The following is a 23570-nucleotide window of genomic DNA, read 5'->3' on the forward strand; positions in this document are numbered from 1 at the left end:
CGTTTGAGCCGTGCGCGTCGGCTGGTGCGGGGGAACTGCGGTGGGAACGAAAATGCGCCGAGCCGGGGACCGGCTCGGCGCACATGCGATCAGGAAGGAGGCTGACTCAGGGAGTCGCGGCCGCCTTGGTGCTGCCGCCGCCCGACGACGTCGAGGTGCTGGTCGTGGAAGAGCTGGTCGTCGACGGCGCCGACGTGGTCGAGGTCGAGGTCGACGGCGTGTCCGCCTTCTTCGGGGTGGCGTCGGCCGAGCCGGTCGTCGACTTCTCCGCGCTCACGCTGCCCGAGCGGGAGTCGTTGCGGTAGAAGCCCGAACCCTTGAAGACGATACCGACCGAGTTGAACACCTTGCGGAGCTTGCCCTGGCAGTTCGGGCACTCGGTGAGCGCCGGGTCGGAGAAGGACTGCACTGCTTCAAGCTGCTCACCGCACTCGGTGCAGGAGTACTGGTAGGTAGGCACGGCTCCTCCGGATCAATCGGCTGCTGGCACTCGCCAACTCCGAGTGCCAATGTTGCGGCATCGGAGGTCAATTCGTCCACTCGGCGCCCGGCCTGAGGGAGAACCAGACGGTGGGCGATGTCACAGCCGGGGATCACCGGGGAGGGCGGAGGGCGAAGCCGCCGGTCGGCGTGATCACCGCGTGCACCCGGCGGTCGTGGGGCTCGGCCGGTACGGAACCGACGTCCTCCCCGTCGTGCAGGAGCGCCACGATCAGCGGCCCCGGCTCCGGCAAGCGTGCCATCACCCGGTCGTAGGAGCCTCCGCCCCGGCCCATCCGGATGCCGTCGAGCCCGACCGCGAGTGCGGGCACCAGCAGCAGATCGACCGAGCGGACCGCGTCCACGCCGAGTCGCGGCCCGTCCGGCTCACGAAGTCCGCGGGGTCCGGCGACGAGTCCAGACAGAGCGGCAGGCGAAGGGAAAGGCGAAGGTGGGGGCGGGGGTGACGGTGGGAGAGAGGGCGATGCAGAAGGCCAAGGCGGAGGCGAGGGGGGCACCGGGGAAGGGGGCGAGGAAAGCGAAGAGGAGGGAGGGGAGGCCGGAGAGGGCCACGGCGAGGAAGGCGAAGAGGAGGGAGGGGAGGCCGGAGAGGGCCACGGCGAGGAAGGCGAGGGCGAAGGAGGGGGCGGTGAAGGCGAGAGGGCGGGGGGTGAGGGGGCGGGCGCGTACAGCGACCAGGTGAGGTCGTTGTCGGGGAGTAGGACCGGTAGCAGGAGGTGGCCGCCCGGCGGGAGTGCGTCCAGCAGGCGGTCCGGGAGGTCGGGGCCGCCGGGTTCGGAGCCGACCGGGACGTAGGCCGCGATCGAACGGGCGCCGGTACGCCGTACCAGCGCGAGGGTTTGATCTTGAATTTTTGCGGCCGCGGCCGAGCGCTCGATGACCGAAAGCGATCGACGCGCGGTGAGCAGTTGTGTGCGGAGAGAGATCTTGATTTGGTGTGATTTTTCCGCGTCAGGGGTTAAATCCGACATGCAACACCCCCTTTTGAAAACCGGCAAACGGTGCACACTATGTCAGCATCGCTCCAAAGAGGGCCAGTCCCGGGAGGATGTGTGACACTACGTGGCCGGCTGACCAGCGCATTTCTGGTCGTCGTGCTCGGTCCGGTCCTGCTCGGGTCGATCTTCGTCGCCTTGACCGTCGGCGCGGTCAGCCGGGAGCGGACCACCGAACGCCTCGACCACGCGGCCAGCACCGTCAGCATGGCGGTCGGCGCCATCTGCCGCCAGCTGCAAGCCTCTGCCGACGCGGTCGCCGTGGTCCCGGCCGGTGACCGGAAGGCGGTCGCCGATCAGCTGGTCGCCCGGGGACTGGCCACTGAGATCAACGTGACCGATCCCGATCAGCCGAACCTCGGGCGCGCCGCGACGACCGGTGACCCGGTCGCTAACGGCCGACAGGACTGTGCCAATCCCGCGACGGGTGTGAAAGACCAGGTCACGGCGTTGGCCGCGGCCGCGTACAGCCGAGAGGTCACGGTGATCGCCGCCCAGCAGGTGGACGCCGCATTGCTGGACCGGCTCGGAACGGCCGCCGGTGTCGCCGTCGCGATCGGCGCGGGCCCACCGCCGGCCGCCGGGACCGCGGGCCGGGAGCTGTCCGCCGAACCGGGCCGCCCGTTGCCGCTCACCCTGACCGTCCCGGCCGGCGAACCGCGCGCCCGCTACCTGATCCTGCTGCTGATCGTGCTGGTCACGGCGGTTGTCGCGGTTCTCGCCGCCCGCTGGCTGGCCCGGTCGACCACCCGCCCGCTCGGTGATCTGGCCTGGGCCGCGGACCGGGTGGCCAACGGCGACCTGGACACCCGCGTGCCGATCCCGCGCCCGGACGAGCTGGGCCGGCTGGCCGGCACCTTCAACCGGATGACGCGGGAGCTGCAGTCCTACGTGCAGGCGCTGACCGCCAGCCGGGACCAGCTGCGGCGGCATCTGGCGATTCTCGGCGACACCCTGTCCAGCACCCACGACCTGGACCGCATCCTGCCGGTGATCCTGCGGACCGCGATGACCGCGACCGGTGCCCGGGCCGGGCTGATCCTGCTCACCGACCCCACCGACGGGCGGCTCGCGGCCCGCTGCGGCGCCGGCCTGACCGGGGCGTGGGACCTGTCGCCGGCCGAGTTGTCGCAGCGGCGCCTGTCGCCGGGGCGCGGGCTGCTCGGCCGGGTCGCGGCGACCGGGATGCCGCTGCGGGGCACCGCCGGCCGGGCCCCGGACGAGCCGGCCTGTGATTCGTATCTCGCCGTGCCGATCTGTGCGCCGCCGGACGAGGACAGCGGACCGGAACCGGCGGTGCTCGGTGTGCTGGCGCTGTACGACCGGCTCGGCGGACCGGTGTTCGAGGACGCCGACCTGCGGACACTGCGCACCTTCGCCGGGCAGGCCGGGGTGGCCGTGCACAACGTCCGGGTCCACGAGGAGGCACAACGTCTCTCTTTGACTGATCCGCTGACCGGACTCTGGAACTACCGTTATCTCCGCGAGGTGCTGCGCCGCGAGGTGGAGCGGGCGAGCCGGTTCGGCCGGATGCTCACCGTCCTGGTCCTCGACCTGGACCACTTCAAGGAGGTGAACGACACGTACGGGCACACGGCGGGCGATCAGGTGCTGGGCGAGTTCGCGCGGCGGATCCGGATCGGGCTCCGTGAGGTCGACGTGGCGTTCCGTCAGGGCGGGGAGGAGTTCGTGGTGCTGCTGCCGGAGACGGACGCGTACGGCGGGGTGATAGTCGCCGAGCGGCTGGGCGCCGCGGTGCGCGACTGGCCGGTTCCGGTCGATCCGCGCCGTCCCGGCCTCGACGACCGGATCCCGATCAGTGTCTCGATCGGCATCGCGGTCTTCCCGGAGCACGGCGCGACCGCCCAGGAGGTCCTCGACGCGGCCGACGAGGCGCTGTACGCGGCGAAGAACGCGGGCCGGGACACCTACCGCCTCGCGGAAAGGGTTTCCCCGGCCGGTGCGGAGGGGCATCTGGACGCCGCGACCGCCACCACTGGTGGGCCGCACCCGCCGCGACACGGCCGTGGCCGATAGTCTCGCGGCATGTCCGGAACCAGCGAAGGTGAAGTGACTGAATGACGACGAAGCGCGCCGTCAAGGCGGTGATCCCGGCGGCGGGACTCGCGACCCGCTTCCTGCCGGCCACCAAGGCCGTGCCCAAGGAGTTGCTGCCGGTGGTGGACCGGCCGGTCCTGCAGTACATCGTCGAGGAGGCCGCGGCCGCCGGCATCACCGACGTGCTGCTGGTGACCGGGCGCGGCAAGACCGCCATGGTCGATCACTTCGACCGTCGCCCCGACGTGGAGGCGCGGCTCGCGGAGAAGGGCGACCAGGAGCGGCTCGCCGCGGTACGCCGTTCGAGCGAACTCGCCGACATCTACACCGTCCGCCAGGGTGAGCCGCTCGGGCTGGGCCACGCGGTCGGTACCGCGGCCTCGCACGTCGGCGACAACCCGTTCGCGGTGCTGCTCGGCGACGAGTTCGTCGAGGAGGACAAGCCGCTGCTCCCGGCGATGCTCGATCTCCAGGCGAAGACCGGCGGCATCGTGCTGGCGTTCATGGAGGTCGCACCGCACGAGACGTCCCGCTACGGGATCGCCTCGGTCAAGGCGACCGACGACCCGGACGTCGTCGAGGTGACCGGTCTGGTGGAGAAGCCGTCGCCGGAGGAGGCGCCGAGCAACCTGGCGGTGCTCGGCCGCTACGTGCTGCCCGGCTCGATCTTCGACGTCATCGCCGACACCAAGCCCGGCAACGGCGGCGAGATCCAGCTGACCGACGCGATGGCGACGATGCTCGCCGACGGCGTCCCGGTGCACGGCATCGTCTACCGCGGCCACCGCTACGACACCGGTATGCCGCTCGGCTACCTCCAGGCCGTCGTCCAGCTCGCCGTCCAGCGCGAGGACCTGGGCGAGGAGTTCCGGGCCTGGCTCACCGAGTTCGTCGGCGACCCGAAGTTCATCGGCGGCCCGAAGGGATGACCGCCACGGCCGATCGCGAGGCGGCCGCTTCCAACGAGCTGATGCCTCTCGCCGAGTACCTGGGCAGCGTGCTGCGCAGGCTCCGGGCGCTGCCTCCGCTCGACCTCGACCTCACCCAGGCGCACGGGAACGTGCTGGCGGCCGACGTGGTCGCCCCGCACCCGTTCCCGGCGTTCGACCAGGCCGCGATCGACGGGTACGCGGCCCGATGGGAAGACCTGGCCGGCGCCGGGCGCATCGGGTCGCACCCGTCGTTCGGGCAGTTCGAGAACACCGCCCGGACCGTCCGGCTGAACGTGGTAGGCGACATGGGCGCCGCACACTGGCGGCCGGTCCGGCTCACCCCGGGCACCTGCTTCTCGGTGGCGGCCGGTGCGCCGCTGCCGATCGGCGCCGACGTCGTCGTGCCGGTCCACTGGACCGACCAGGGCATGGCCGCCGTGGAGATCCTGCACGCCCCGAAACGCGGCTCCGGGGTCCGGCGGGCCGGCGAGGAGGTCGCCGTCGGGCAGCTCCTCGCCGCCGCCGGCTCCTACGTCACCCCGCCCACCGTGGCGCTGTTCGCCGCCGCCGGCATCGGGCACCTCATGGTCCGGCCCAGCCCGCGGGTGGTCGTCGTGGCCACCGGGGACGAGCTCGTCGACGTGGGCCGGCCCAGCCAGCCCGGCCAGGTCGTCGACGCCAACTCGCACGCCCTCACGGCTGCGGCGGTGGAGGCGGGCGCGCTGGCGTACCGGATCGGCATCTGCGACGACGACCCGGAGGGCCTGCGCGGCCTCCTGGAGGACCAGACGCTGCGCGCCGACCTGATCATCACGACCGGCGGTACCGGCACCGGACCCGGTGACATGCTGCGCCGGGTGCTGTCCCGGCCCGGCCCCGGCCGCGGCACCGTCGAGTTCACCGACGTCGCCCTCTGCCCCGGCACCTCGCTCGGCTTCGGCACGGTCGGCGGCGAGGAGGTGCCCGTGGTGTGCCTGCCCGGCGAGCCCGGTGCGGCGCTCATCGGGTTCGAGGTGCTGGCCCGGCCGGTGATCCAGATGCTCGCCGGGGCGGAACCGGTCTTCCGCCCCGGGATCAAGGCACACCTGCTGGAGACGGTCTCGTCGCCCGGCGGGCTGCGCGAGTTCCGGCCCGCCTACGTCGCGGAACGGCGCGGTGGTGGTTACACGGTGCAGCCGCTCGCCGGTGGGCCGTACACTCTGTCCGGTTTGGCCGAGGCGAACGGCCTGCTGGTGCTCGGCGAACGGGTCACCACAGCGGCCGCCGGCTCGACCGTCGACGTCCTGCTGCTCGACCGGAGGCGATGAATGCTGGGGGCCACCACGCCCGGATGGCCCGCTGTGCTGGCGGACGGGGCTGTGCTGCTGCGGCCGTACAAGCGGGGTGACGCGCGGGCCTGGTCCGAGGTGCGGGTCGCCAACCAGGCCTGGCTGGCCCGCTGGGAGTCGACACCGCCCGGCCCGTGGGCGGACATGAACTCGCCACGCGCCTACGGCTACGTCTACCGCGACATGAAACGGGCCGCCCGCAACGGCGACAGCATGCCGTTCGCCGTCTGTCTCGTCGAGAACGGCCGGGAACGGCTGGTCGGCCACGTCAACCTGGGCAACATCGTGCGGCGGGCGTTCGCGTCGGCCTACGCCGGATACTGGGTCGACCACCGGGTCGCCGGCCGTGGTGTCATACCGACCGCGCTGGCGCTCGCCGTAGACCACGCGTTCGGCCCCGGCGGCCTGCACCGGATAGAGGTCAACATCCGGCCGGAGAACGGGCCGAGCCGTCGCGTCGTCGAGAAGCTGGGGTTCCGCGAGGAGGCGTACCACCAGCGCTACATGCATATCGACGGCGGTTGGCGTGATCACCTCGGCTACGCGATGACCAGTGAAGAGGTCGCCGCCGAGGGAGGCCTGCTGGCGCGCTGGCGCCGCGTCCGCACCACTTCATGATCGGCAACGTCGCAACGCTACCGGCGCGGCGCGCGAGATATCACGGCTACCGCCCGTAACCTCGCATTCGTCGTGTCATTCCACGTGTCATTCGTCGTGGCGGATCGGAGCGGTGACGGTGCCGACCTCGGTACTCCTCGCCGTCCTCGCCGCGGCAGGCCTGCTCGCTCTCGCCCCGGCGCTGGTCCGCCGGTACGACGCCACCGAGCGCCTCGCCGCGGAACGGGCGTCGTCGACGGCGCGGGTGCTCCAGCGCCGGCGTCGTCTCCGCACCGTGCCCGGACGCCGACCGATCAACCCCGCCCGCCAGGTCACGGTTACGGTCCCCGCCCCAACGAGTGATCCGCGTCCCCCGGAGCGGCGCCTCCGCCTGGTCACCGGCAAACGCGCACCCCGGCGTGTGCCACGACGGCGCGGCACACCCGCGGTCGTCCGCCGCCGTCGCGTCTTCGCCGCGCTCGTCCTCCTCAACGCGATCGAGCTGGTCGGCGTGGTCGCGGTCGGTCCCGGCTTCTGGATCAGCTTCGCGGTCACCGGCAGTCTGCTCGGCGTGTACCTCGTACACCTGCGCAACCGTGCCATCGCCGACCGCCGCCGCCGTCGCATCCAGGCCCGCGAGGCGGCCTGGCTCGCTGCCCGCCAGGCCGAGGTCCGCCGCGAACAGGCCCGCCGCGCCGCCGCCCGCCGCGAAGCCCAGCGCCGCCTGGCCGCCCAGCGCGAAGCGGTCCGGAGAGCGGCCATGGGACTCGACCGCGAACCGTCCGACCTGCCCGTCGCCGCCAGCGGCGGCTCGGTCTCCTACCGGCGGCGAGGCGGTCTGCGCGGTCGTCCCTACGAGGCGGGTGGGCGTCATCACAACGCTTCTTAAGACCTTGCTCCGGTACGGCCAGCCAGCCTTTCGCCGAACCACCCCGTCCCGGAGCTCCCGGTGCGACGCAGGCGGAGGGCGCGGCCCCAGGGCCACCGTCCGGGCTGTTGCCCTCCCGGACGTTCTTGGGAGGGGCGGTTCGCGGCCCGCAGTGATGACCTGTTAGCCTTTCATCGGTTCCAAGGTGACCCAGTCACCGGACGACCAAGGGGCTGTGGCGCAGTCTGGTAGCGCACCTCGTTCGCATCGAGGGGGTCTGGGGTTCAAATCCCCACAGCTCCACCCTATAACTCCAGGTAAACGGGCTGATCGCTGATCCTAGCGACCAGCCCGTTGATCGTTTGACCGTCATTTGACCGTGGCGGAAATCACCGGCACGCCGAGAAGTTCGAGGATCGCCGGGACCGGTACGAGGTAGCTCCGGCCCACCCGGATGATCCGTACGGGGAAGTCGCCCTCCTGAGCCAAGGCGTAGGCCTTGCTGCGGCCGATGCCGAGGATGGACGCTGCCGTCTCGATGTCGGTGGTGAGGCCGAGCGCGCGAACCGCCTCCACGGTCCAAGGTGCCGTCCTCTTCAGGAGGCATCACCGCCCACCTCGCGGGCAGTTCTGAGGTCGTCCGCGATGCCCTCGGCGAACATCGCCTGCCCGACGGTGTGGCCGGTGTGGCCGTACCGCCAGCTCTTCTCGGTGATGGTGTCTGTGTCGTGTGGTGGCTCGCCGTTGCGGGCGCGGCGGTAGTCGGCGCGGGCGGCTCGGAGCGCTGTGTAGGTGGTGGAGTAGCGGCGGCTCTTGGTGGCGGTGTGGCCGCGGTATCCGAGCTGGTGTGCCCAGCGGCGGAGGTTGGCCGGCTTGTGTTCCGGGAGGCCGCCGAGGTTCCAGCAGGTCCGGATCATGGTGCGGGTGTGCTCGGTGACCGGGAGGATCGCGATGGTGGCGCGGTCGCGGATTGGCCGGTCCACGGTGACGCCGGTGACCTCCGGCTTGCTGACGTACTTGGCGATGTAGGAGGCGACGGCCCGTTCGGTGAGGTCATCGCCGGTCCGGCCCGGGGTGACCGGGCGGATGTCGAGCTGGGATCCGAACCGCAGCACAACGCCGGTGCCGGGCACGGTGAAGGAGACCCGGCGGGTCGCACTCCGCACGGTGGTGATCAGGAGGCCGGTGGAGGCCCATGCCGGAGGCGGGTCGACGGGGCCGTCGGGTCCGTCGAAGCGGATGACGGCGTGGAAGTGGATGGTGCCGCGTCGCTGCCACTCGGCGACCTTGGCGTAGGAGACCCGCAGGCTGCGGCGCATGAGGCTGCGCGAGATGCCATACGTGCTGGCGAGGTCCTCGTAGAGGTTGCGGTTGAGGCGTTGCCAGAGGTCGCGGGTGTGGGCGTTGAACAGCACTGCGGTCCGGTAGAGATAGCAGTCCGCGCACAGCGGGAAGCCGATGATCGGATCGTCGTCGGTGTGCTGTTCGGTGCAGCCCACCGGCCGGCCATGTGGGCAGAGCGAGCCCTTCTTGCGTGGCCGGCAGGGTTGGCCGGTTGTGTGGCGGTGGACGGCGCCGAAGCTGGGCGCGGTGAAGGTGGCGAAGACGCGCGGGTGGGTGCGGACCGTCTCGGGGACGTTCTTGCCACCTGCCAGGCCGGAGGCGACCAGGTGGTAGGTGTCGCCCTGGTGGAGTCGGGCGCAGGGCTCGCAGCGGGAGATCCGCCGGTTGCCGCAGGCGATGGTGAGCCGCTTGTGGGGCTGGGTCTCGGAGGTCAGCGCGGCCAGGAGGCGGCCGGTGCCGGCTTCGAGGGTCAGGGTGTGGCCGATGAGGTGGATCGGGTGCTGGCAGCCGCCGATGTGCTTGATGCGGGCCAGCCAGGCGCGGAAGTCAGGGTGGGTCGCGGTGGTCAGGATCTCGTGATCGGTGCTCATGGTTCTGGTCCTCACTGACGCGGCCCGAGCGGGCCGGATGAACGGTGGGGGAGGTCTTGCCGGTAGTCGTGGGACACATGGGTCCTCCTTCTCAGATCAGCGGTGTCAGAACAGAACGGGGTGATCGATGCCGGGCAGGCTCGGCGTGAGGTGGGCGGTGGCCTCGATCGCGGCGTCGAGAGCCTCATTCGGGAACTTGATCGAGCGGGCGCGGACCCAGCCGAACGCGTCGGCGGTGGTGATCGCGACGCCCTTCTCGTGTGGGCCGATGTGTTGGGCGGCTTCCACGGCGTCCGGGTAGAGGTCGCCGAGGGTCATGACCGCGGTCTCTTTGTCGTTGACCGCGAGGCAGATCCGGCCACCGAGCTGGGCGCGCAGTGCGGTGACACCGTTGCCGAAGTCGGAGCCGACCCGTTGGCCGGCGACGACGACATGCATGCCGAGGGTCGCGCCGAGCTGGGCCAGGCGCAGAAGGTTCGCGGTGGCGCTCAGGGCCGCGTCCTTCTCCGCCCGGGAAGCGACCAGGTACAGCTCGGCGAGTTCGTCGACGATGACGATCACCGGAACCGGGCGTACCGACCTCGGCAGCGACCAGATGCTGCGCTGCCCGTGTCGCCGGCAGAGCTGCATCCGGCGGGTTGCCTCGTCACGCAGCCGCTCCAGCAGGATCGCTGCCTGGTGGCGGTCAGTGGCGAGTGCGGACAGCCGTGGTGCGTGCGGCCCGAGTTCCATGCCGCCCTTGCAGTCGATCCCGACCAGGGCGAGCGGCCGCGACGCCCACTGGGACACCGCCGCATTGATCAGCGTGGACTTGCCGGACTGGGTGGCACCGGTGATCAGCCAGTGCGGAAACATGCCCAGATCGATGGCCCACGGCTCCCCGTCCTCACGAGTCCCCACCGTGGCGACCAGGTCTTCCACGGCCGGTGCCGCATCCGGCTCCTTCAACAGGGTGCGGAGTTTCCCAGGTGTTCCCCTCAGCGGGTCGTCGTGCAGGACGGTCATCTTGACCCGACCCCGCCCTGATCCGGCGACCCGGACCGCGTGGACCCGCCAGGCGTGCGCCATCGCATCGGCCGCCTCGATGAACTGCTCCGGGACCTGGCCCGCGTTGAAGGAGATCAGCCCGGTCGCACCGTTGCGACGAGGCCGGACCCGGAGCAGTAGCGGCATGATCGGCGGGCCGCCGGCCGCATACCGGGATCGGTGAGGTTGGCCGGCGGCGGTCAGGTTGGCGTTCAGACAGAGCCGCTTCCAGGACCTGGCCATCCGTAGCCGGAGGAACCAGAACCCGTACAGGTACCACCAGACGCGTGGCGCCTTCCAGGCCAGCAGGACCCCCGCGATGGTCCAGACCGCGAGCAGGCATCCGGCGAGGATTGCGTACGGGATGAGGGAGCGGCCGAGATCGGCGAGGTGATCGAGCCGTAGCCCAGGGACAGGAGTGGGGGTCATCAGACCTCCGTCTTGGCGCTGGTGCGGGACGGCTTGGAGGTCTCGGACGGCCGGGGGTAGATCGACGCGGCCTTGTAGGACAAGCCGTGCCGACCCTCGATCTCCCACAGCGACACGTCCAGCTCGGTGAGGCCGAGCATGGTTCCTTCGGTGACGCCGACGGGTTCGGCGGCGGTCTGGACGTCGATGACGGAGGCTTTCCGGGTGCCGGCACGGCGGAGAGCCACACCGGTCACCCAGAGGGTGTTGCCGTCACGGTCTTTGCGGACCTGGCCGTCCATGTCGGTGCGCTGCTCGGGAGCCGCGACGCACATCAGGCCGGTCAGGCGGGTCAGGTCGATGGGAATGTTGCTCTGCATTTGACTCAACTCCTGGAAAGGAAGGGTTCGCCGGGCCGCTACGGGCGATGACGGCGATTGGCGTGGAGCACTGGTCGGGAGCTCTCTGAGGCCGGGAGCCGATCCGAGTCTCCGAAGGCACGACCGATCAGCGAGGCGCCTCGCGGGATCGTCAGAGCCGGAGTGCGTACAACTTTCCCTACTTGGTCAAGGAGGGAAGTCCGCGGAACGGCATGGGTGTGGAGGGCGGTGAGGGGGCTGCGGCCTTCGGCCGGTCCCCCTCCCGCCCCGTAGGAAAGGAGTGCGTGGTCCACCGGACCGGAGCTTCCTGGGTGCGCGGATACGGCCCCGAATCAGAGCGCCTACGTCCGAGGCTGCTCGCCTACGTCGTGAGCCGCGCGATCGAGCCGGAGGCGGCCTTCACAGAATTGCTCATCGGAGTACCGCCTTTCTTGAAAGAAGGGTTTCATGGCCGTTCAGAAGGCCATTCCTGCGCCGCTTCAAAGAGTACGAATTCTCGACCGTGACGCAACCGAGTGCCACTGAGCATTGTCGCTCGACAAGGGGCAAACGAGTACCCTTGCGCGTACCCGAACGCAGTGATCCGTGTTGCTGGGTCCGCGCCCGTCCTTCTCCGTCCGGCCGAAATTGCAGGTCAGAGCCTCGCCGCCATTCGGTGAAACGCCTACCGGACTACGTAAGACGCAAGAGCTGATGAAAGCGGACGAATCTCGTCACTTCAGGGTGGGCGTGGGCTGATGTCGAGGCGCTGCCGCGTCGGGCAAGCCCGACTTGCCACTGAAATTGTGGTTGGGCGGGGTGCCGCCTCAGCTGGATGGCCCGCCGGCACTGTCGCGAGGCGCCCAGCCCAAGAACCGCTCGTAGAGGTCTGGCACGGAGCCTCGGCCCGGCCGGTGGAAGTCCTCGATCGCATCGAGCATCAAGTCCGCCAAGAAGATCAACAGGGCAAGTCGATCAGACAGGTATTCGTCGAGCAATGCGGTTCGGCGATCGAGGCACGGCCACGGCTCCCCGCAGTCCTCGCAGCCCCAGGCCGGGCGAGTGGCGCGATGCATCATCGCTCCGTCACCCACGACCGTCCTCCACTCTTCGCAGCCCTGCCACCTGCACGAAGATCTGCCTTCGGTCGACCGCCTCGCCGCCCACTCCGGCCAACACGTAGCAGTCCAGCCAGGCCCACCCGATGTATGTGGGGCGCGGATCCACCCGGATGACCCGCACGATGATCGCCGAAGGCGGCGAGAACTGGACGCTCGCCGCCGGCCCCACAAAGAACACATCCCCGGGACGCGGACCTGCCACCGCTCACCGCTGCTTCGCCAGCAAGCCCGGAACGCCGACACGCACAGCGCCGACCAGCTCAGGACGACTCGCGCCCGGCGACCGGGTGGGCAGGCGAAGGGTCCGCGAGAAGACGATCACCGCGTTCTCTCGCCTCCAGCACGGGCCGGGCGAGTCGCACGCCAGGCAGCGTCCGGTGGCACTCGATGTCACGTGTTCGTCGAGTGTGGCTTGGGCTTCGCTGAGCGGATCCCGAGCCGTTGCCGCGTAGTACGTGTTGCCCGTCATTCATGCCTCCCCGAAAACGTCGCCGATGAAGATCAGCTAAACGTGAGAAGCATTTGCGCTGCTCAACGGCACTTCATTCGGTCGATTAAATGAAGGTACGATCAATTCTCGAAGGGCAGAACTGACTGCCGGTACAGGTAGAGAATGCGAAAGCAGGAATGCCGGGGAGGCTTCCATGACACGCAGGCCGAGAACTCTGACCGCCAGTCAGAGTTCCAGGACGACGGGCGTCGTCTCGGGCTTCGTGCTGAAGCTGGCCCGCCAGTCGACCTCATTGACGCAGGAGAAACTCGCTGAGGCGCTCGGCGTCGACGTCACCACCGTCCAGGGCTGGGAATCCGGTCGGCGACCGCTGTCGGCTGTCAGCGCGGGTGAGTTCCTACGCCTCTGCGGACGGCTCGCCAGGCTGGGCGCACCCGCCGCGACGGGCCGACATCTCCGCGAGGCGATCGAAGCGGACCAGGTCCTGTCCACCGGAATCACCGCAGGCGCTGGCTGGGTCGAGCCGGACAGCCACCCACTCGCCGCCAGCGTGCACCGCTGGACCATCACCAACCTGATCCTCTGGCCCGTCCTCGGCCGGATGCCCCGGCACCTGCACGAGTTCCAGCCCCAGACCTCACGCCGCGGACCGACCCCGACCCAGCCGACGCTCGGTGCCGAAGAACGCACCCGCTTCCACGCGCACCTGTTCACCATCGCGGAACGCGCCCAGCGCGACGACGAGGCTCTTCTCCGCCGCCAGGCCGTCTACCTCCTGGGATTCGACGGCCGCCCCGAAGCCGTCGACTGGCTCCGAACCGAGTGGCACCGCGCCGGCCGAACCCGTCCACGAGACCGAGACATAGCCGGCCTGCTGGAAGCCCGTTCCGCCTCGGTGGCGTTGGCCGTCACCGGCGACAGCACCCACCTGTACGACTTCGTCGACCACATGACCGACCCGCCCGGCGAGGTGGCGAACCTCAACTACTGGGCCTACTGGATCGGCGAACTCAGCGACGAACAGACCGACGACGCCTTCATGCTCAGCGCCGACACCCGCTCATGGACAGGCACCAGACTGCTGCAACACTTGCTGGAACGCCTCGACCCGGCATCCCCACACCGCCCGCTGAACATCTGCACCCTCCACGCCTTGATCGCGTCCCGCCCAGCACTGCTCACCGAACGCCCCGCAGCTCGGTCCGCATTCGGCGAGGTCCTCGATAGGCTCGCCTCCACAGCCGACCTGAGCCGAACCGAGCGCACCCAACTCGCCGGCCTCCAGTACGCGGTACGCATCGCCGACCGGTAGGAAGGACCTCAGGTGCCAGAAGACGCCGAGGCAATCGCCGCCTTCGGATACGAACTCGGCCTGTTAAAGCGCATCCGCCGCACAGGCTGGTGGCACGCCGGAGTCCGAGACCCAGAGTCAGTCGCCGAGCACACGATGCGCACCGCCCAGTTGGCCGCACTCATCGCAGCCGAGGAGGGCGCCGACCCGGCTCGCGCGGCCTTCCTGGCGCTGTGGCACGACACCCAGGAGACCCGCACCGGCGACCTCCCGCATACCGCCACGGCCTATCTACCCAAGCCGGACCCACGCCAGATCACCGCAGACCAAACCGACCATCTGCCCGACCGTTCCCGCGACATGGTCCGCGCCGCCGTCAACGAGTACGAGTCCCGTCAGACACCCGAAGCGCTGTGCGCCAAGGACGCCGACAAGTTGGAAATGCTCCTCCAGGCCATTGAGTACCAGGACATAGGAGTGAGCCGCGTCGACGGCTGGATCGACTCAGCACGCAAGGACCTCAAGACCGAGACCAGTCGTCGAATCGCTGAAGCCGCAGTGGCCCTGTCTCCTCTGGCGTGGCGCGACCGATAGAGCCCTCTCAGCTGACCGATCTTGCTGGCAAGAGCGTGTCGAGCGGATCTTCTTCAGAAGATCGACGCACCTGCATCGGCCAGCGGGTCGTGGTCTTGGACGGTGGTGGCTAGCGAGGCGTCACTATGCAAACCGGATGATCCGCGGCCGCCACCGATTTCACCCATTATGCCGATTCGCGGTCCATGAACAGGGGATAGCATCGGCAGAATGCAAGCATTCGATTCAACGGGAGAATTTTGGCTTCCCGGACCGTATGGTGTGAAACAGTATGGCCGTCTCGTTTTCGACCCGGTTGACGGTGCGACGCTAACCCTCGCGGAGCCTCTGGTGGAACGCATGCCAAATGGGGAGGAGCATGAGAAGGAAGGTGGTATGCGCCGCCGCATACTTGGTCAAATCGACTACGGAAATCATCGCCAACAGGTCACGTTGATCGACAGTATCAACGGGAGCCGTAGGCTGTACAGGCCAAACAGCCTCCTTATTGGAGGGCACTTCGAAACCGATGAAGAGACTGTCTTTGAGTCTGTCATCGTTCGCCTACGAGACGCGGCGCCGTGGGTGAATAGGAAAGCAATCACGGTGGATGATGATCGCCCGGTTGGAGGCGTTGAGCGGCGTGACATTGCATGCCGTCTAGATGTTCCCGAGAGGAGCCATGCAAGATTCTCGCGCGGTGAGATTGACCTAGCCTTTCACTGGTCTCGACATGATGTTGAGCTTGAGAGCTTCGCTATCGAGTATTGGCCGGAATTTACGATCGAGTATGATGCGCAGACATCGTTGAGCGGAATTATCGAAGATGTGGGAAATCTGCAGAGTCTGTCCTCGCTGTGTGTAGATCGCTCAGACGTTTTCATAAGTCTGCGCCTCTATCGGTCGGATCACCCAGATACGAACCTTAACGGAGCTCCGATTGAAGGCACGCGTCGCCCAATAGAACTTAAGGCGCGTATGCACGAACCAGGGCAGCAGCTCAATGCTAAGCGGATGCAAGCCCATAGGGTTGTCGTCCCTCTGGACGAATTCGGTGGCGTTGCGGCGATCGCGACTTGGCTCGACCGAGTGCCTCGCGTTACGCCTATCGTCGGCTCGCTGCTGACTATGCGGGCGCAAAGTATCTATGCGGAGAATAGATTCTTGAACGTATCCTCCGCGGCAGAGGGTTTGCATCGAGCTATCGTTGGTCGAGGCAGGTTCATGCCGAAGACAAGCTTTGACAAACTCAGGCGGGCAATACGCGAGCAGATGGTACCGCCGGAGCATCAAGAGTGGTTCACTAACGTGATGGCGCACGCGAACGATTTCGATCTCGACCGCCGTTTGAACGACCTGGTGGCTGAACTGGGAAGTCTCGCCTCCTTCTTGGTTGGTGAGAACACCATGATGTGGGTGAAAGCTGTCAAAAAGGCGAGGAACAACCTCACTCATCTTGAGGATAATCGTCAGACCTTCGACGGATCAGACTTGTACTGGCTGGCAGAGAGCCTATTTCAAGTAACGAGGCTCTGCCTACTGATGCACACCGGCTTAGCTGCGGATCGACTACCGAAGATTGTGCAACATATTCATGGCTGGAGTGATACCGGGAAGCTGGAGCGTGCAGTTCAACGCATCGCAGGTCAGTCGACATGATCTGACGGCAACCAACGATTTTGTCAGCGTGGACCGATAGCGCATGGTGAGCCAGACTCACCTACCGCGGTTTGGGTTCGGCCTAGCTACTGCGGCGGCGGACTCGGGAGAAGGCATCCACGGCGGCGTCGTCGGCTTCGGGGAGGGTGTGTAGGTACTTCTGGGTTGTGGAGATGTTGGCGTGGCCGAGGCGCTCCTTCACCACCTGGAGGTCGGCGCCGCCGGCCAGTAGCCATGAAGCGTGGGCGTGGCGTAGGTCGTGGATGCGGACCTTGCCGATCTGGGCCTTCTCCAAGGCTGGGTACCAGATGTTCGTTCGGAACCAGGAGCGCGGGATGTGGCCGTCGGTGGTCAGGCCTCGCTTGGCACGCGGGGAGTCCTTGCCGTCGGCTCGGCGTTGGGCGCGGTAGATCGAGAACGCGGTCTTGCAGTGCTGGCAGCGGCACTTTCCGGCGGTGTACGCGCTCAACGTGCCGTGGCGGTACTGGCGGCCCTGGTCGTTCGGGTCGGTCAGGCCGAGCGTCTCCGGGTCGGGGACCACTCGGAGCTTCGGGGCGGTGGCGTTTGCCGGGTCGCGGATTGCGAACAGTAGGTCGTCCGGGCTGAGGTCGTTCTCCGCCACGTGCGCTTGGAGCTTCGTGGACATCTGCGGACTCAGCTTCAGGCGGCGGTGCTCCTCGTCCTTCGGATACTCCTTCACTAGGAAGCGGTCACCAGAGGGGTGGAAGCGCTTGGTCAACTCGACGGCCACCCGGCTCACCAGAAGCGTACGAGTGGCGAAGTTGATGTCCCGAGGCCGGAGCTCGGTCAGTTCGCCCCAACGGAGACCCGTCTCGATGTCGGTCTCGATCAAGAGCCGGAACTCGTTCTCCGGCAGCACCGCGTACAGGTCGTCGAACTGCTCCGGGGTGACGATCTCCCGGACCTTCTTCGGGATGGCTGGCGTGCGGACGCCCTTGCACGGGTGCAGGAAGGTGACCTGGTCGTTCAGGGCCGTCGTGAAGATCGCGCTCAGGACCGTCATGCAGTAGCGGATGGTCGGCGGGTTCACGCCGTCGATCACCATCCCGGAGATCCACTCGCGGACGTGGGACGGCAGGACCTCGATCATCTTCATCGGGCCGAAGTGCGGCACGATGACCTTGTCCAGGTAGTAGGTGTAGTTCTCCCTGGTCCGCAGCTCGATCATGTGGTTGGGCAGCCACTCGATGACGTACGCCTCGAAGCTCTGCCGTCCGCGCCGAGGATCGCCCGCACGGCCTTCGGCGACCTTGGTCTCGGCATGCTGCCAGGCCTTGTCCGCCACCTTCTTGCTGGAGAAGGTGCCCGCCGACCGTTCCTGCCCGCGGATGTCCAAGTAGTAGGCGGTGTAGCGCGGCTTGCCGTCGCCGCCGACCCGCTTCCGTGAGAATCCCATCGCGACCACCCCCGTACCCGATCAAGATCGTTTGACCGTCGTTTGACCGTGGACTGTGCGCTACCGGCCGGTATCGGCCAGCATCAGTCAACACGACGACAAGTGCTCTGACCTGCACTGTAGCGCCGAAATCGGGATCATGTATATCGAGAAAAACCCATGAAATCCCCGTTCGCATCGAGGGGGTCTGGGGTTCAAATCCTCACAGCTCCACCCAAGGCGATAGGCGATCTGTGCCCGCGGAAAGCGCGGATGTGGGGCGCCTTTGGCATATCTGCTCCGGGGGCCGAGCCCCCGGGACGCCCCGCATCACGGTGGGCGCGGTTCGCGGGCTGCTCGCCCCAGTGAGGTCGTCGCGAGAAACCTCGCGGCGAATCGCAGATCGGCGACGATCCGTCTCAGTTCGTCAGGTCCCGTAGGTCGACGACCTCGTTCTCCGCGGGCGGCGTGATCTCCGGGAACTCGGTGTCGAAGTTCGTGAGGTCGATCTGCGAGGTGGCGGTGGTCCAGTGATGTGGGTACGGCTTGCCCGTCGTGGCCACGCCTGCCCGCCATCTGGGGTCCGTGCCGCTCGTCATGTCGATCCAGTACTCGCCACCGCTGCCGAACACCTTGCCTTTGACGAGAGGGCCGTCCGGCTCCAGATCGGCGATGATGGCCCGCCGGCCCAGCAGACGCTCCACGGCCACGTCCGACGTGTTCATCCGCACCCACTGCCCGGCCGCCTTACGCTTCGCTTCGGCCATGCCGGGGCGAGTGGCGAGGATTTCCCAGAAGCCGTCGTCCGGGAGCAGGTACTGGTCCTCGCCGATGGTGAACCGGGTGATCCGTCCACCCATCGACATGGTGCCGGTGGTGGCGCCGTTCACCATCCGGTAGCGGCCGAGGACCTTCACTCCATCGACGGTCCGGGAACCCTCGAAGACATACGAGCGGGCGCCGGCGAACGCCACCCGCGCCTCCTCCATGATCTGCTCGCCGGTGAGTTCCTCGACACCGGCTGCGCTCGGCGCGGGCGTCGGCCCCGGCTGCGGGTCCGCCGCCGGCGTGCACCCGGCCAGCAGCAGGGCGGAGGCCGCTAGCGCAGCGGCGCCGACCCGTATGGACACGATCGCCATCCCATCCTCCCGGGCCATGATCTTCATCGAGCGACGGAACTCTATCCGGCGCTGTGGGAGGCCGGGGAGTGCAAGGGTTCGTGCTGATACCCGGTTCGGCAGCTGAGCATGGCGTGCCGGATGTCGGACGAGCCGGGCCGCGAACTCGGACCGGAAGAGCGGCGGGCTTTCTGGTGTGCTTCGGAAACGGCGGTGGTGACGCCTGGGTCAGTCCTACGCTGGGATTGTGCGCGTGAGTGCCGTACCTCTGGTGGTGCTGGTGTTGGGCGGGTGTGGGCCGGCCGGGGAGCAGGGTGCCGGTTCTGGGGGATCGCCGCCGATTGTGTTGTCTCCGGAGGAGACGGCGGCTACCGCCGCTGTGCAGAACATCGTCGCTGACGCGCAGTTGCTCGATCCAGAGAGTCCGTTGCGGCGGGCGGATCCGGAGTCGGAGTGGAAGGCCGGCCGATACCGGCTCATCGTGTCCTGCGCGGGTAACGGTGACCTCCGGGTGGGTTTCCGGATCGGTGCGGCGCTCGTCCAGCAGGATCTCCGGGCCTGTGCGCCGGGCGGCGGGTTCGGTGCGCTGGACCTCCAGGTTGCCGCTGACAGTGCGGGGCACTCGGTGGAGGTCACCTCGATCGGTGATGCGAACGGTGCTGTCGCCTATGCGGTTCGCCGCAAGGAGTAGGGGCGGACAGGATCGAGGGATGTGGTTACGCTCCGGTGCCGTGAACATCGGTGTGGTGCCGGACGGCGGGGAACTCGATCGGGCGGCTGTCGTGGAGGTTCTCGGGCGGCTCTTCGGGGACGACGAGGATCTGCGGGACGGTGTGGCCGCGGGGGAGTTCGCCGAGTTGCTCTGGGACGGTGAGCGGATCCGGAGCCAGTGGTTCGTGCAGCCGGGCTCCGCCGGGGTGACCGAGCTCGTCGTGGACATGGGTGACGCATTCCCCGGGCTTCCGCCGGAGGGCTACCGGGCCGAGGCTGCGCGGGTCGTCGAGATTCTGCGCGAGGTGGCCGCCGCGGCCGGTGGGCGGCTGATCGTCGAGGAGGCCGACATGACCGACGCGCCGGTCGGCGACGTCGTGGACGCGATCGTCTGACGCTTCCGGAATGGCACGAACGCAGGAGAATTAAAACGATTGCCGATCAGTTAAATACTCTGACCTGCGGGTAAGTGGATCGGTCAATGGCCTGGGAATTCTCCGCGGCCCAGATTATTGCTTAGATGATCATCACCTTTCATTTCACATGAATCTCACTCTCCTTCCGAAATCGTCCATGCGGATCGCCACCGCGACGGGAGGAAGAGAACAGAGTGGTTCGATATCGAAAGTGGGCCTGGGGCCTCAGCATCGCGACCGCCTCGGCGGTGACCGCGTTCGGGTTCGCCTCGTGGCAGGCGAACGCCGCGCCCACCCCGCCGACGCCGACGGTGGCGGCCGAGCAGCCGCACGTGTCCGATCCGAGCCCGGTTCCCGAGGCCGCCACCGGCAGCGGCAGTGACGCGCTGACGAGCGGCGAGGTCGAGAAGGCCCGTGCCGTCGCGCTCACCCCGCAGCTGGCCGCCGGGGCCGAGGACGTCACCGGCAAGACCGGACCGGAGTACCTGTCGGCTGAAGTGGACACCGAGGCCGGCGGCCGGCAGGCCGAGATCTACTTCTACGACTACAAGACGGAGAAGCTCGTCAAGCAGGTCGTGGACCTGACGACGGGCAAGCTGACCAAGTCCTTCTCCGCCACGGGCATGCAGCCGCCGGCGTCCGAGCAGGAGGCCCGGACAGCGCTCGAACTGCTGGTCGCCGACCCGCTGGGCAAGAGCCTCGCCGGTGTGGACGGGCTCGTGCCGACCGCCCACATCTACACGGCGAAGCCCGCCGACCGGGGCGCGAGCCAGTGCGGCAGGAACCGTTGCGTGCAGCTCATCGTGCAGACCGAGGACGGCCGGTTCCTCAGTGTCAGCGAGTTCATCATCGACCTCTCCGGGCGCACGGTCGCCCGCCTCAAGTGAGGGCAGGAATGACGTACCGAAAGACCGCAGGCGCGGTAGCGCTCCTGACCGCGGCCCTGCTCGGCGCCGTCGTGCCGGCCGGTGCTCAGGCGGCCGCTCCGGCGCTGCCCTGCAGCTCGCCGTCGATGGTCAAGGAGACGCTGCCCAACGGCACCACCTGGCAGCTCTGCTGGCGGATCCACGACAAGGCCGGCCTGATCCTGGAGAAGGTCTTCGTCTCCACCAAGCGCAACCCGCAGCCGGTGCAGGTGCTCGACTCGATCCGGCTGGCCCAGCTGCATGTGCCGTACGACACCGGTGACATGGAGTTCGACGACCTGACCGACCTCGGCATGGGCGGCTACTACCTGGAGACGCTCGACGGCGAGGACTGCAAGGGCGGCTCGGCCCGGATGGGCTCGGACGGCTCCGGTGCGCCGAAGCAGCGCAAGGTCCTCTGTGTCAGCGCCGAGCCCTCCGGCCTGGCCTACCGGGGTCGTGAGGAGTCCTGGGACGGAGAGAAGACCGTCCTCTCCTCCAAGCAGGGTCACGACCTGGTGCTGCGGACGATCAGCAAGCTTTCCTGGTACGAGTACGTGACCGAGTACCGCCTGCACGACGACGGTGAGATCTCGGCCCGTCTCGGGGCGACCGGTGACCTGGCTCCGGGCACCGAGGCGGACGCCGCCCGTGGCTGGCCGATCGGCAAGGGCGGCGACTACAAGTCGACGATGCACTACCACAACGCGTTCTGGCGGGTGGACTTCAACCTCGACGGTAAGGGCGGCGAGCGGGTCGACCAGTACGACACGGCGCTCGACGGCCGTGGCGAGGTGACCGCCAAGCTGAAGACGACGCGCACCACGATCGCCAAGGAGGGCACGTTCTCCAAGGTGAACCAGCGGTGGTGGCGGATGACCAGCCAGACGAGCAAGAACGCCGACGGGCACCCGCGCTCCTATGAGGTGGTCACCGGGGCCGGCGACCGGTACGACGGCCACCCGGAGACGAAACCCGATATCACCTTCACGCAGAAGAACCCGTGCGAGAAGTACGCGAGTGGCAACGCCTCCGACCCGGAGTGCCCGCCGGACCTCCGTACCGTGCTGGATTTCGTGAAGGACAAGCAGAAGATGACCGACCCGGTGATGTGGGTGCGGGTCGGTTTCCACCATGTCCCGCGTGACGAGGACCAGAGCCCGATGCCGATGCACTGGCAGGGCTTCGACCTGGTGCCGCGCGACTTCACCGCGATGAACCAGCTGACGCCGGACGAGCGCACCGGCGCCAACGGCAACCCGCAGCCGGAGCCCCAGCCCTCGGGCGTGGGCGGCTGAATCGCGGGCGGCCCGGTCGCAGGGCCGGGCCGCCCGCGCCTTCCGGAGGGAATCTTCGATGATCCGCCGTTTCGCCGCGGTGCTCAGCATCGCGGCCACCGGTCTGACCGTCTTCCTGCTGCGTGACACCGGCACCGCCGAGCCGGCGCAACCGGTGGCGGCGGTACCGGCCGTGGCAGCGCCCAGCGCCGTCGACGAGCACTTCGCACGGATGATGGTGACGCATCACGAGCAGGCGGTCGGGATGAGCCGCACGCTGATCGCCAAGGGCGACGTCCCGGAGCGGGTCCGCCTGATCGCCGAGTTCATCGCCCGTGACCAGCAGCGTGAGATCGACCTGACCAACGAGTGGCTGACCGCCTGGGGCCGGCCACCGATCGGCCCGGCGGAGGTGGGCGCGGAGCACGGCATGCTGACCGCCGCCCAGCTGGCCGAGCTGGACCGGGCCGACGTGCGGACGGCGCCGGCCGTCTTCCTGCGGCTGATGATCGAGCACCATCGGGGCGCCATCGCGATGTCCCGGTCCCTGCTCGACGCGGATGGCGGCAACGCGTACATCCGGAGCATGGCCAAGCATGTGATCAACGAGCAGTCCGCCGAGAACGACGCGATGACGGCCCTGTTAAGGCAGTGACAGGTCGCGGACGGCGACCGTCTCGCCGTCGGCGATCTCGCCGGTGGGGCGGAAACCGAGCCGGGCGTAGAACGGCGCCGGGCCGCCCTCGCGGGCGTGATAGGTGACGTAGGCCTCGGTGCCGCCGCGGGCGCGGATCTCGGCGCAGACAGCCTCGACGGCGAACGTGCCGTAGCCGCTGCCCTGGTGGCCGGCGGCGATGTTGAGGCGCCAGAGGCCGGAGCGCCGGTCGGGGTCGTCCGGCACGGTCCACGGGATGTCGAGGAACGCCATCACGAAACCGACGAGCTCGTCGCCGTCGTAGATCAGGCGCGGCCAGGCCTGCTCGCCGAAGACGTACGCCTCGGCCAGCGACTTGACGACGGGTGCGACGAGGTCGGTCTGGTCGGGGCGGACCGCGATCTCCAGGGCCGCCTCGTAGTTGCCGGGGTCGATGGTTCGCAGTTCCATCAGGGCAGGCTAGCGGTGCAGGTGGAAGGAGGCGATCTCCTCCACCCGGGCGCGGGTGACGCCGGCGAGCTGTTCGACGGCGAGCGGGTGCCCGGTGGGTTCGAGCTCGATGTACGGCAGCTGACCCACGGCTCGCGTGTGCACGTTGGTCCGCAGGTTGAGCGTCGACGGCTCGTACCCCGCGATGATGTTGGAAAGCCACCCGAAGTAGGGCGGCTCGGTCTCGCGGCCGGGCTGCTCCCAGACGTCGACCGCGCGGGTGAAGCTCGGGCGGCTCAGCGAGACCCACATGCTGTACGTGAAGATGTCGCCGGTGTCCCACACGGGGAGTTCGATCAGTCCGCGGACGAAGAACTGCTCGCCGGCGATGACGCAGATGTCGGCGTCCAGCAGGCAGCCCTCCTGCCCGGCCATCTCCGGCTGCCAGTAGTCCGGCGCCGGAGCGGCGAAGCTGAGCGGCGGGCCTTCGTGCGTGGTTCCGCACGTGCCGCAGGCGAACTGCTCGGTGCTCATGGCCGCGAAGCATAACCGCTCGTCAGGC

At 68.3% G+C, this 23570-nt stretch carries 23 protein-coding genes, 1 tRNA gene and 1 pseudogene; 15 read left to right on the forward strand and 10 right to left on the reverse strand.

The window, feature by feature from the left end; all coding sequences use genetic code 11:
- Positions 1–106: 106 nt before the first annotated feature.
- Both ACFO0C_RS20730 and ACFO0C_RS20735 read right to left on the reverse strand, forming a co-directional pair.
- Complete coding sequence (locus tag ACFO0C_RS20730) at positions 107–460, reverse strand: FmdB family zinc ribbon protein (RefSeq protein WP_378068285.1); 354 nt, start codon at positions 458–460, stop codon at positions 107–109.
- Between the two features lie 133 nt (positions 461–593).
- Positions 594–896 (reverse strand): annotated as a pseudogene (locus ACFO0C_RS20735) (5-formyltetrahydrofolate cyclo-ligase); the annotation flags it as partial.
- Positions 897–943: 47 nt separating this feature from the next.
- On the opposite strand from ACFO0C_RS20735, the gene ACFO0C_RS20740 reads away from it, so the two are divergent.
- The 7 genes from ACFO0C_RS20740 (at position 944) to ACFO0C_RS20770 (ending at position 7582) form a co-directional block, all read left to right on the forward strand.
- Positions 944–1183 (forward strand): hypothetical protein, encoded by a 240-nt coding sequence (locus ACFO0C_RS20740; protein ID WP_378068532.1) that lies wholly within the window; start codon positions 944–946, stop codon positions 1181–1183.
- Between the two features lie 370 nt (positions 1184–1553).
- Positions 1554–3533, forward strand: a complete 1980-nt coding sequence (locus ACFO0C_RS20745) for a GGDEF domain-containing protein (RefSeq protein ID WP_378068287.1) — start codon at positions 1554–1556, stop codon at positions 3531–3533.
- Positions 3534–3574: 41 nt separating this feature from the next.
- Positions 3575–4483 carry a UTP--glucose-1-phosphate uridylyltransferase gene (locus tag ACFO0C_RS20750; protein WP_378068288.1) on the forward strand — a complete coding sequence of 303 codons (909 nt, stop codon included), beginning with the start codon at positions 3575–3577 and terminating at the stop codon, positions 4481–4483.
- Entirely contained in the window at positions 4480–5793 is a 1314-nt protein-coding gene (locus ACFO0C_RS20755) for a molybdopterin molybdotransferase MoeA (protein WP_378068289.1), read from the forward strand. Before ACFO0C_RS20750 ends, ACFO0C_RS20755 begins: the two co-directional genes overlap by 4 nt.
- Positions 5794–6432, forward strand: a complete 639-nt coding sequence (locus tag ACFO0C_RS20760) for a GNAT family N-acetyltransferase (protein ID WP_378068290.1) — start codon at positions 5794–5796, stop codon at positions 6430–6432.
- A gap of 118 nt (positions 6433–6550) precedes the next feature.
- Positions 6551–7300 carry a divisome protein SepX/GlpR gene (gene sepX, locus ACFO0C_RS20765; RefSeq protein ID WP_378068525.1) on the forward strand — a complete coding sequence of 250 codons (750 nt, stop codon included), beginning with the start codon at positions 6551–6553 and terminating at the stop codon, positions 7298–7300.
- Between the two features lie 208 nt (positions 7301–7508).
- Positions 7509–7582: transfer RNA gene (locus tag ACFO0C_RS20770), tRNA-Ala, on the forward strand.
- A gap of 66 nt (positions 7583–7648) precedes the next feature.
- On the opposite strand, the gene ACFO0C_RS20775 is transcribed toward ACFO0C_RS20770, so the two are convergent.
- The 4 genes from ACFO0C_RS20775 to ACFO0C_RS20790 form a co-directional block, all read right to left on the reverse strand.
- Complete coding sequence (locus ACFO0C_RS20775) at positions 7649–7855, reverse strand: helix-turn-helix domain-containing protein (RefSeq protein WP_378068291.1); 207 nt, start codon at positions 7853–7855, stop codon at positions 7649–7651.
- A gap of 20 nt (positions 7856–7875) precedes the next feature.
- Complete coding sequence (locus ACFO0C_RS20780; protein ID WP_378068292.1) at positions 7876–9213, reverse strand: replication initiator; 1338 nt, start codon at positions 9211–9213, stop codon at positions 7876–7878.
- Positions 9214–9318: 105 nt separating this feature from the next.
- The gene (locus ACFO0C_RS20785; protein ID WP_378068293.1) at positions 9319–10668 is read right to left on the reverse strand and encodes an FtsK/SpoIIIE domain-containing protein; all 1350 of its coding nucleotides are present in this window, start codon (positions 10666–10668) and stop codon (positions 9319–9321) included.
- Positions 10668–11027 (reverse strand): hypothetical protein, encoded by a 360-nt coding sequence (locus ACFO0C_RS20790; RefSeq protein ID WP_378068294.1) that lies wholly within the window; start codon positions 11025–11027, stop codon positions 10668–10670. Before ACFO0C_RS20790 ends, ACFO0C_RS20785 begins: the two co-directional genes overlap by 1 nt.
- 1744 nt (positions 11028–12771) lie before the next feature.
- Here ACFO0C_RS20790 and ACFO0C_RS20795 point away from each other — a divergent pair.
- From ACFO0C_RS20795 to ACFO0C_RS20805, 3 genes are all read left to right on the forward strand, one after another.
- Positions 12772–13890: a helix-turn-helix domain-containing protein gene (locus ACFO0C_RS20795; protein WP_378068295.1), complete on the forward strand. Its 1119-nt coding sequence runs from the start codon at positions 12772–12774 to the stop codon at positions 13888–13890.
- Between the two features lie 12 nt (positions 13891–13902).
- Entirely contained in the window at positions 13903–14463 is a 561-nt protein-coding gene (locus tag ACFO0C_RS20800; protein ID WP_378068296.1) for an HD domain-containing protein, read from the forward strand.
- A gap of 210 nt (positions 14464–14673) precedes the next feature.
- Positions 14674–16101, forward strand: a complete 1428-nt coding sequence (locus ACFO0C_RS20805; RefSeq protein WP_378068297.1) for an ApeA N-terminal domain 1-containing protein — start codon at positions 14674–14676, stop codon at positions 16099–16101.
- An 82-nt stretch (positions 16102–16183) separates the two neighbouring features.
- On the opposite strand, the gene ACFO0C_RS20810 is transcribed toward ACFO0C_RS20805, so the two are convergent.
- Both ACFO0C_RS20810 and ACFO0C_RS20815 read right to left on the reverse strand, forming a co-directional pair.
- Positions 16184–17518 carry a tyrosine-type recombinase/integrase gene (locus ACFO0C_RS20810; RefSeq protein ID WP_378068298.1) on the reverse strand — a complete coding sequence of 445 codons (1335 nt, stop codon included), beginning with the start codon at positions 17516–17518 and terminating at the stop codon, positions 16184–16186.
- Positions 17519–17916: 398 nt separating this feature from the next.
- The gene (locus tag ACFO0C_RS20815) at positions 17917–18663 is read right to left on the reverse strand and encodes a hypothetical protein (protein WP_378068299.1); all 747 of its coding nucleotides are present in this window, start codon (positions 18661–18663) and stop codon (positions 17917–17919) included.
- A 205-nt stretch (positions 18664–18868) separates the two neighbouring features.
- On the opposite strand from ACFO0C_RS20815, the gene ACFO0C_RS20820 reads away from it, so the two are divergent.
- The 5 genes from ACFO0C_RS20820 (at position 18869) to ACFO0C_RS20840 (ending at position 22579) form a co-directional block, all read left to right on the forward strand.
- A complete protein-coding gene (locus ACFO0C_RS20820) occupies positions 18869–19306 on the forward strand; it encodes a hypothetical protein (RefSeq protein ID WP_378068300.1) in 438 nt (145 codons plus the stop codon).
- A 40-nt stretch (positions 19307–19346) separates the two neighbouring features.
- Positions 19347–19721, forward strand: a complete 375-nt coding sequence (locus ACFO0C_RS20825) for a hypothetical protein (protein ID WP_378068301.1) — start codon at positions 19347–19349, stop codon at positions 19719–19721.
- Positions 19722–19936: 215 nt separating this feature from the next.
- The gene (locus ACFO0C_RS20830) at positions 19937–20629 is read left to right on the forward strand and encodes a hypothetical protein (protein WP_378068302.1); all 693 of its coding nucleotides are present in this window, start codon (positions 19937–19939) and stop codon (positions 20627–20629) included.
- 8 nt (positions 20630–20637) lie between these two features.
- Positions 20638–21945, forward strand: a complete 1308-nt coding sequence (locus tag ACFO0C_RS20835; protein ID WP_378068303.1) for a copper amine oxidase — start codon at positions 20638–20640, stop codon at positions 21943–21945.
- 58 nt (positions 21946–22003) lie between these two features.
- Positions 22004–22579, forward strand: coding sequence for a DUF305 domain-containing protein (locus ACFO0C_RS20840; protein ID WP_378068304.1), 576 nt, complete (start codon positions 22004–22006; stop codon positions 22577–22579).
- On the opposite strand, the gene ACFO0C_RS20845 is transcribed toward ACFO0C_RS20840, so the two are convergent.
- Both ACFO0C_RS20845 and ACFO0C_RS20850 read right to left on the reverse strand, forming a co-directional pair.
- Positions 22568–23029 (reverse strand): GNAT family N-acetyltransferase, encoded by a 462-nt coding sequence (locus ACFO0C_RS20845; protein ID WP_378068305.1) that lies wholly within the window; start codon positions 23027–23029, stop codon positions 22568–22570. The genes ACFO0C_RS20840 and ACFO0C_RS20845 overlap by 12 nt on opposite strands.
- A 9-nt stretch (positions 23030–23038) precedes the next feature.
- Positions 23039–23542 (reverse strand): DUF2199 domain-containing protein, encoded by a 504-nt coding sequence (locus ACFO0C_RS20850; RefSeq protein WP_378068306.1) that lies wholly within the window; start codon positions 23540–23542, stop codon positions 23039–23041.
- Positions 23543–23570: the final 28 nt, after the last annotated feature.

Source organism: Actinoplanes subglobosus (assembly GCF_042650585.1).
Lineage (GTDB): Bacteria > Actinomycetota > Actinomycetes > Mycobacteriales > Micromonosporaceae > Actinoplanes > Actinoplanes subglobosus.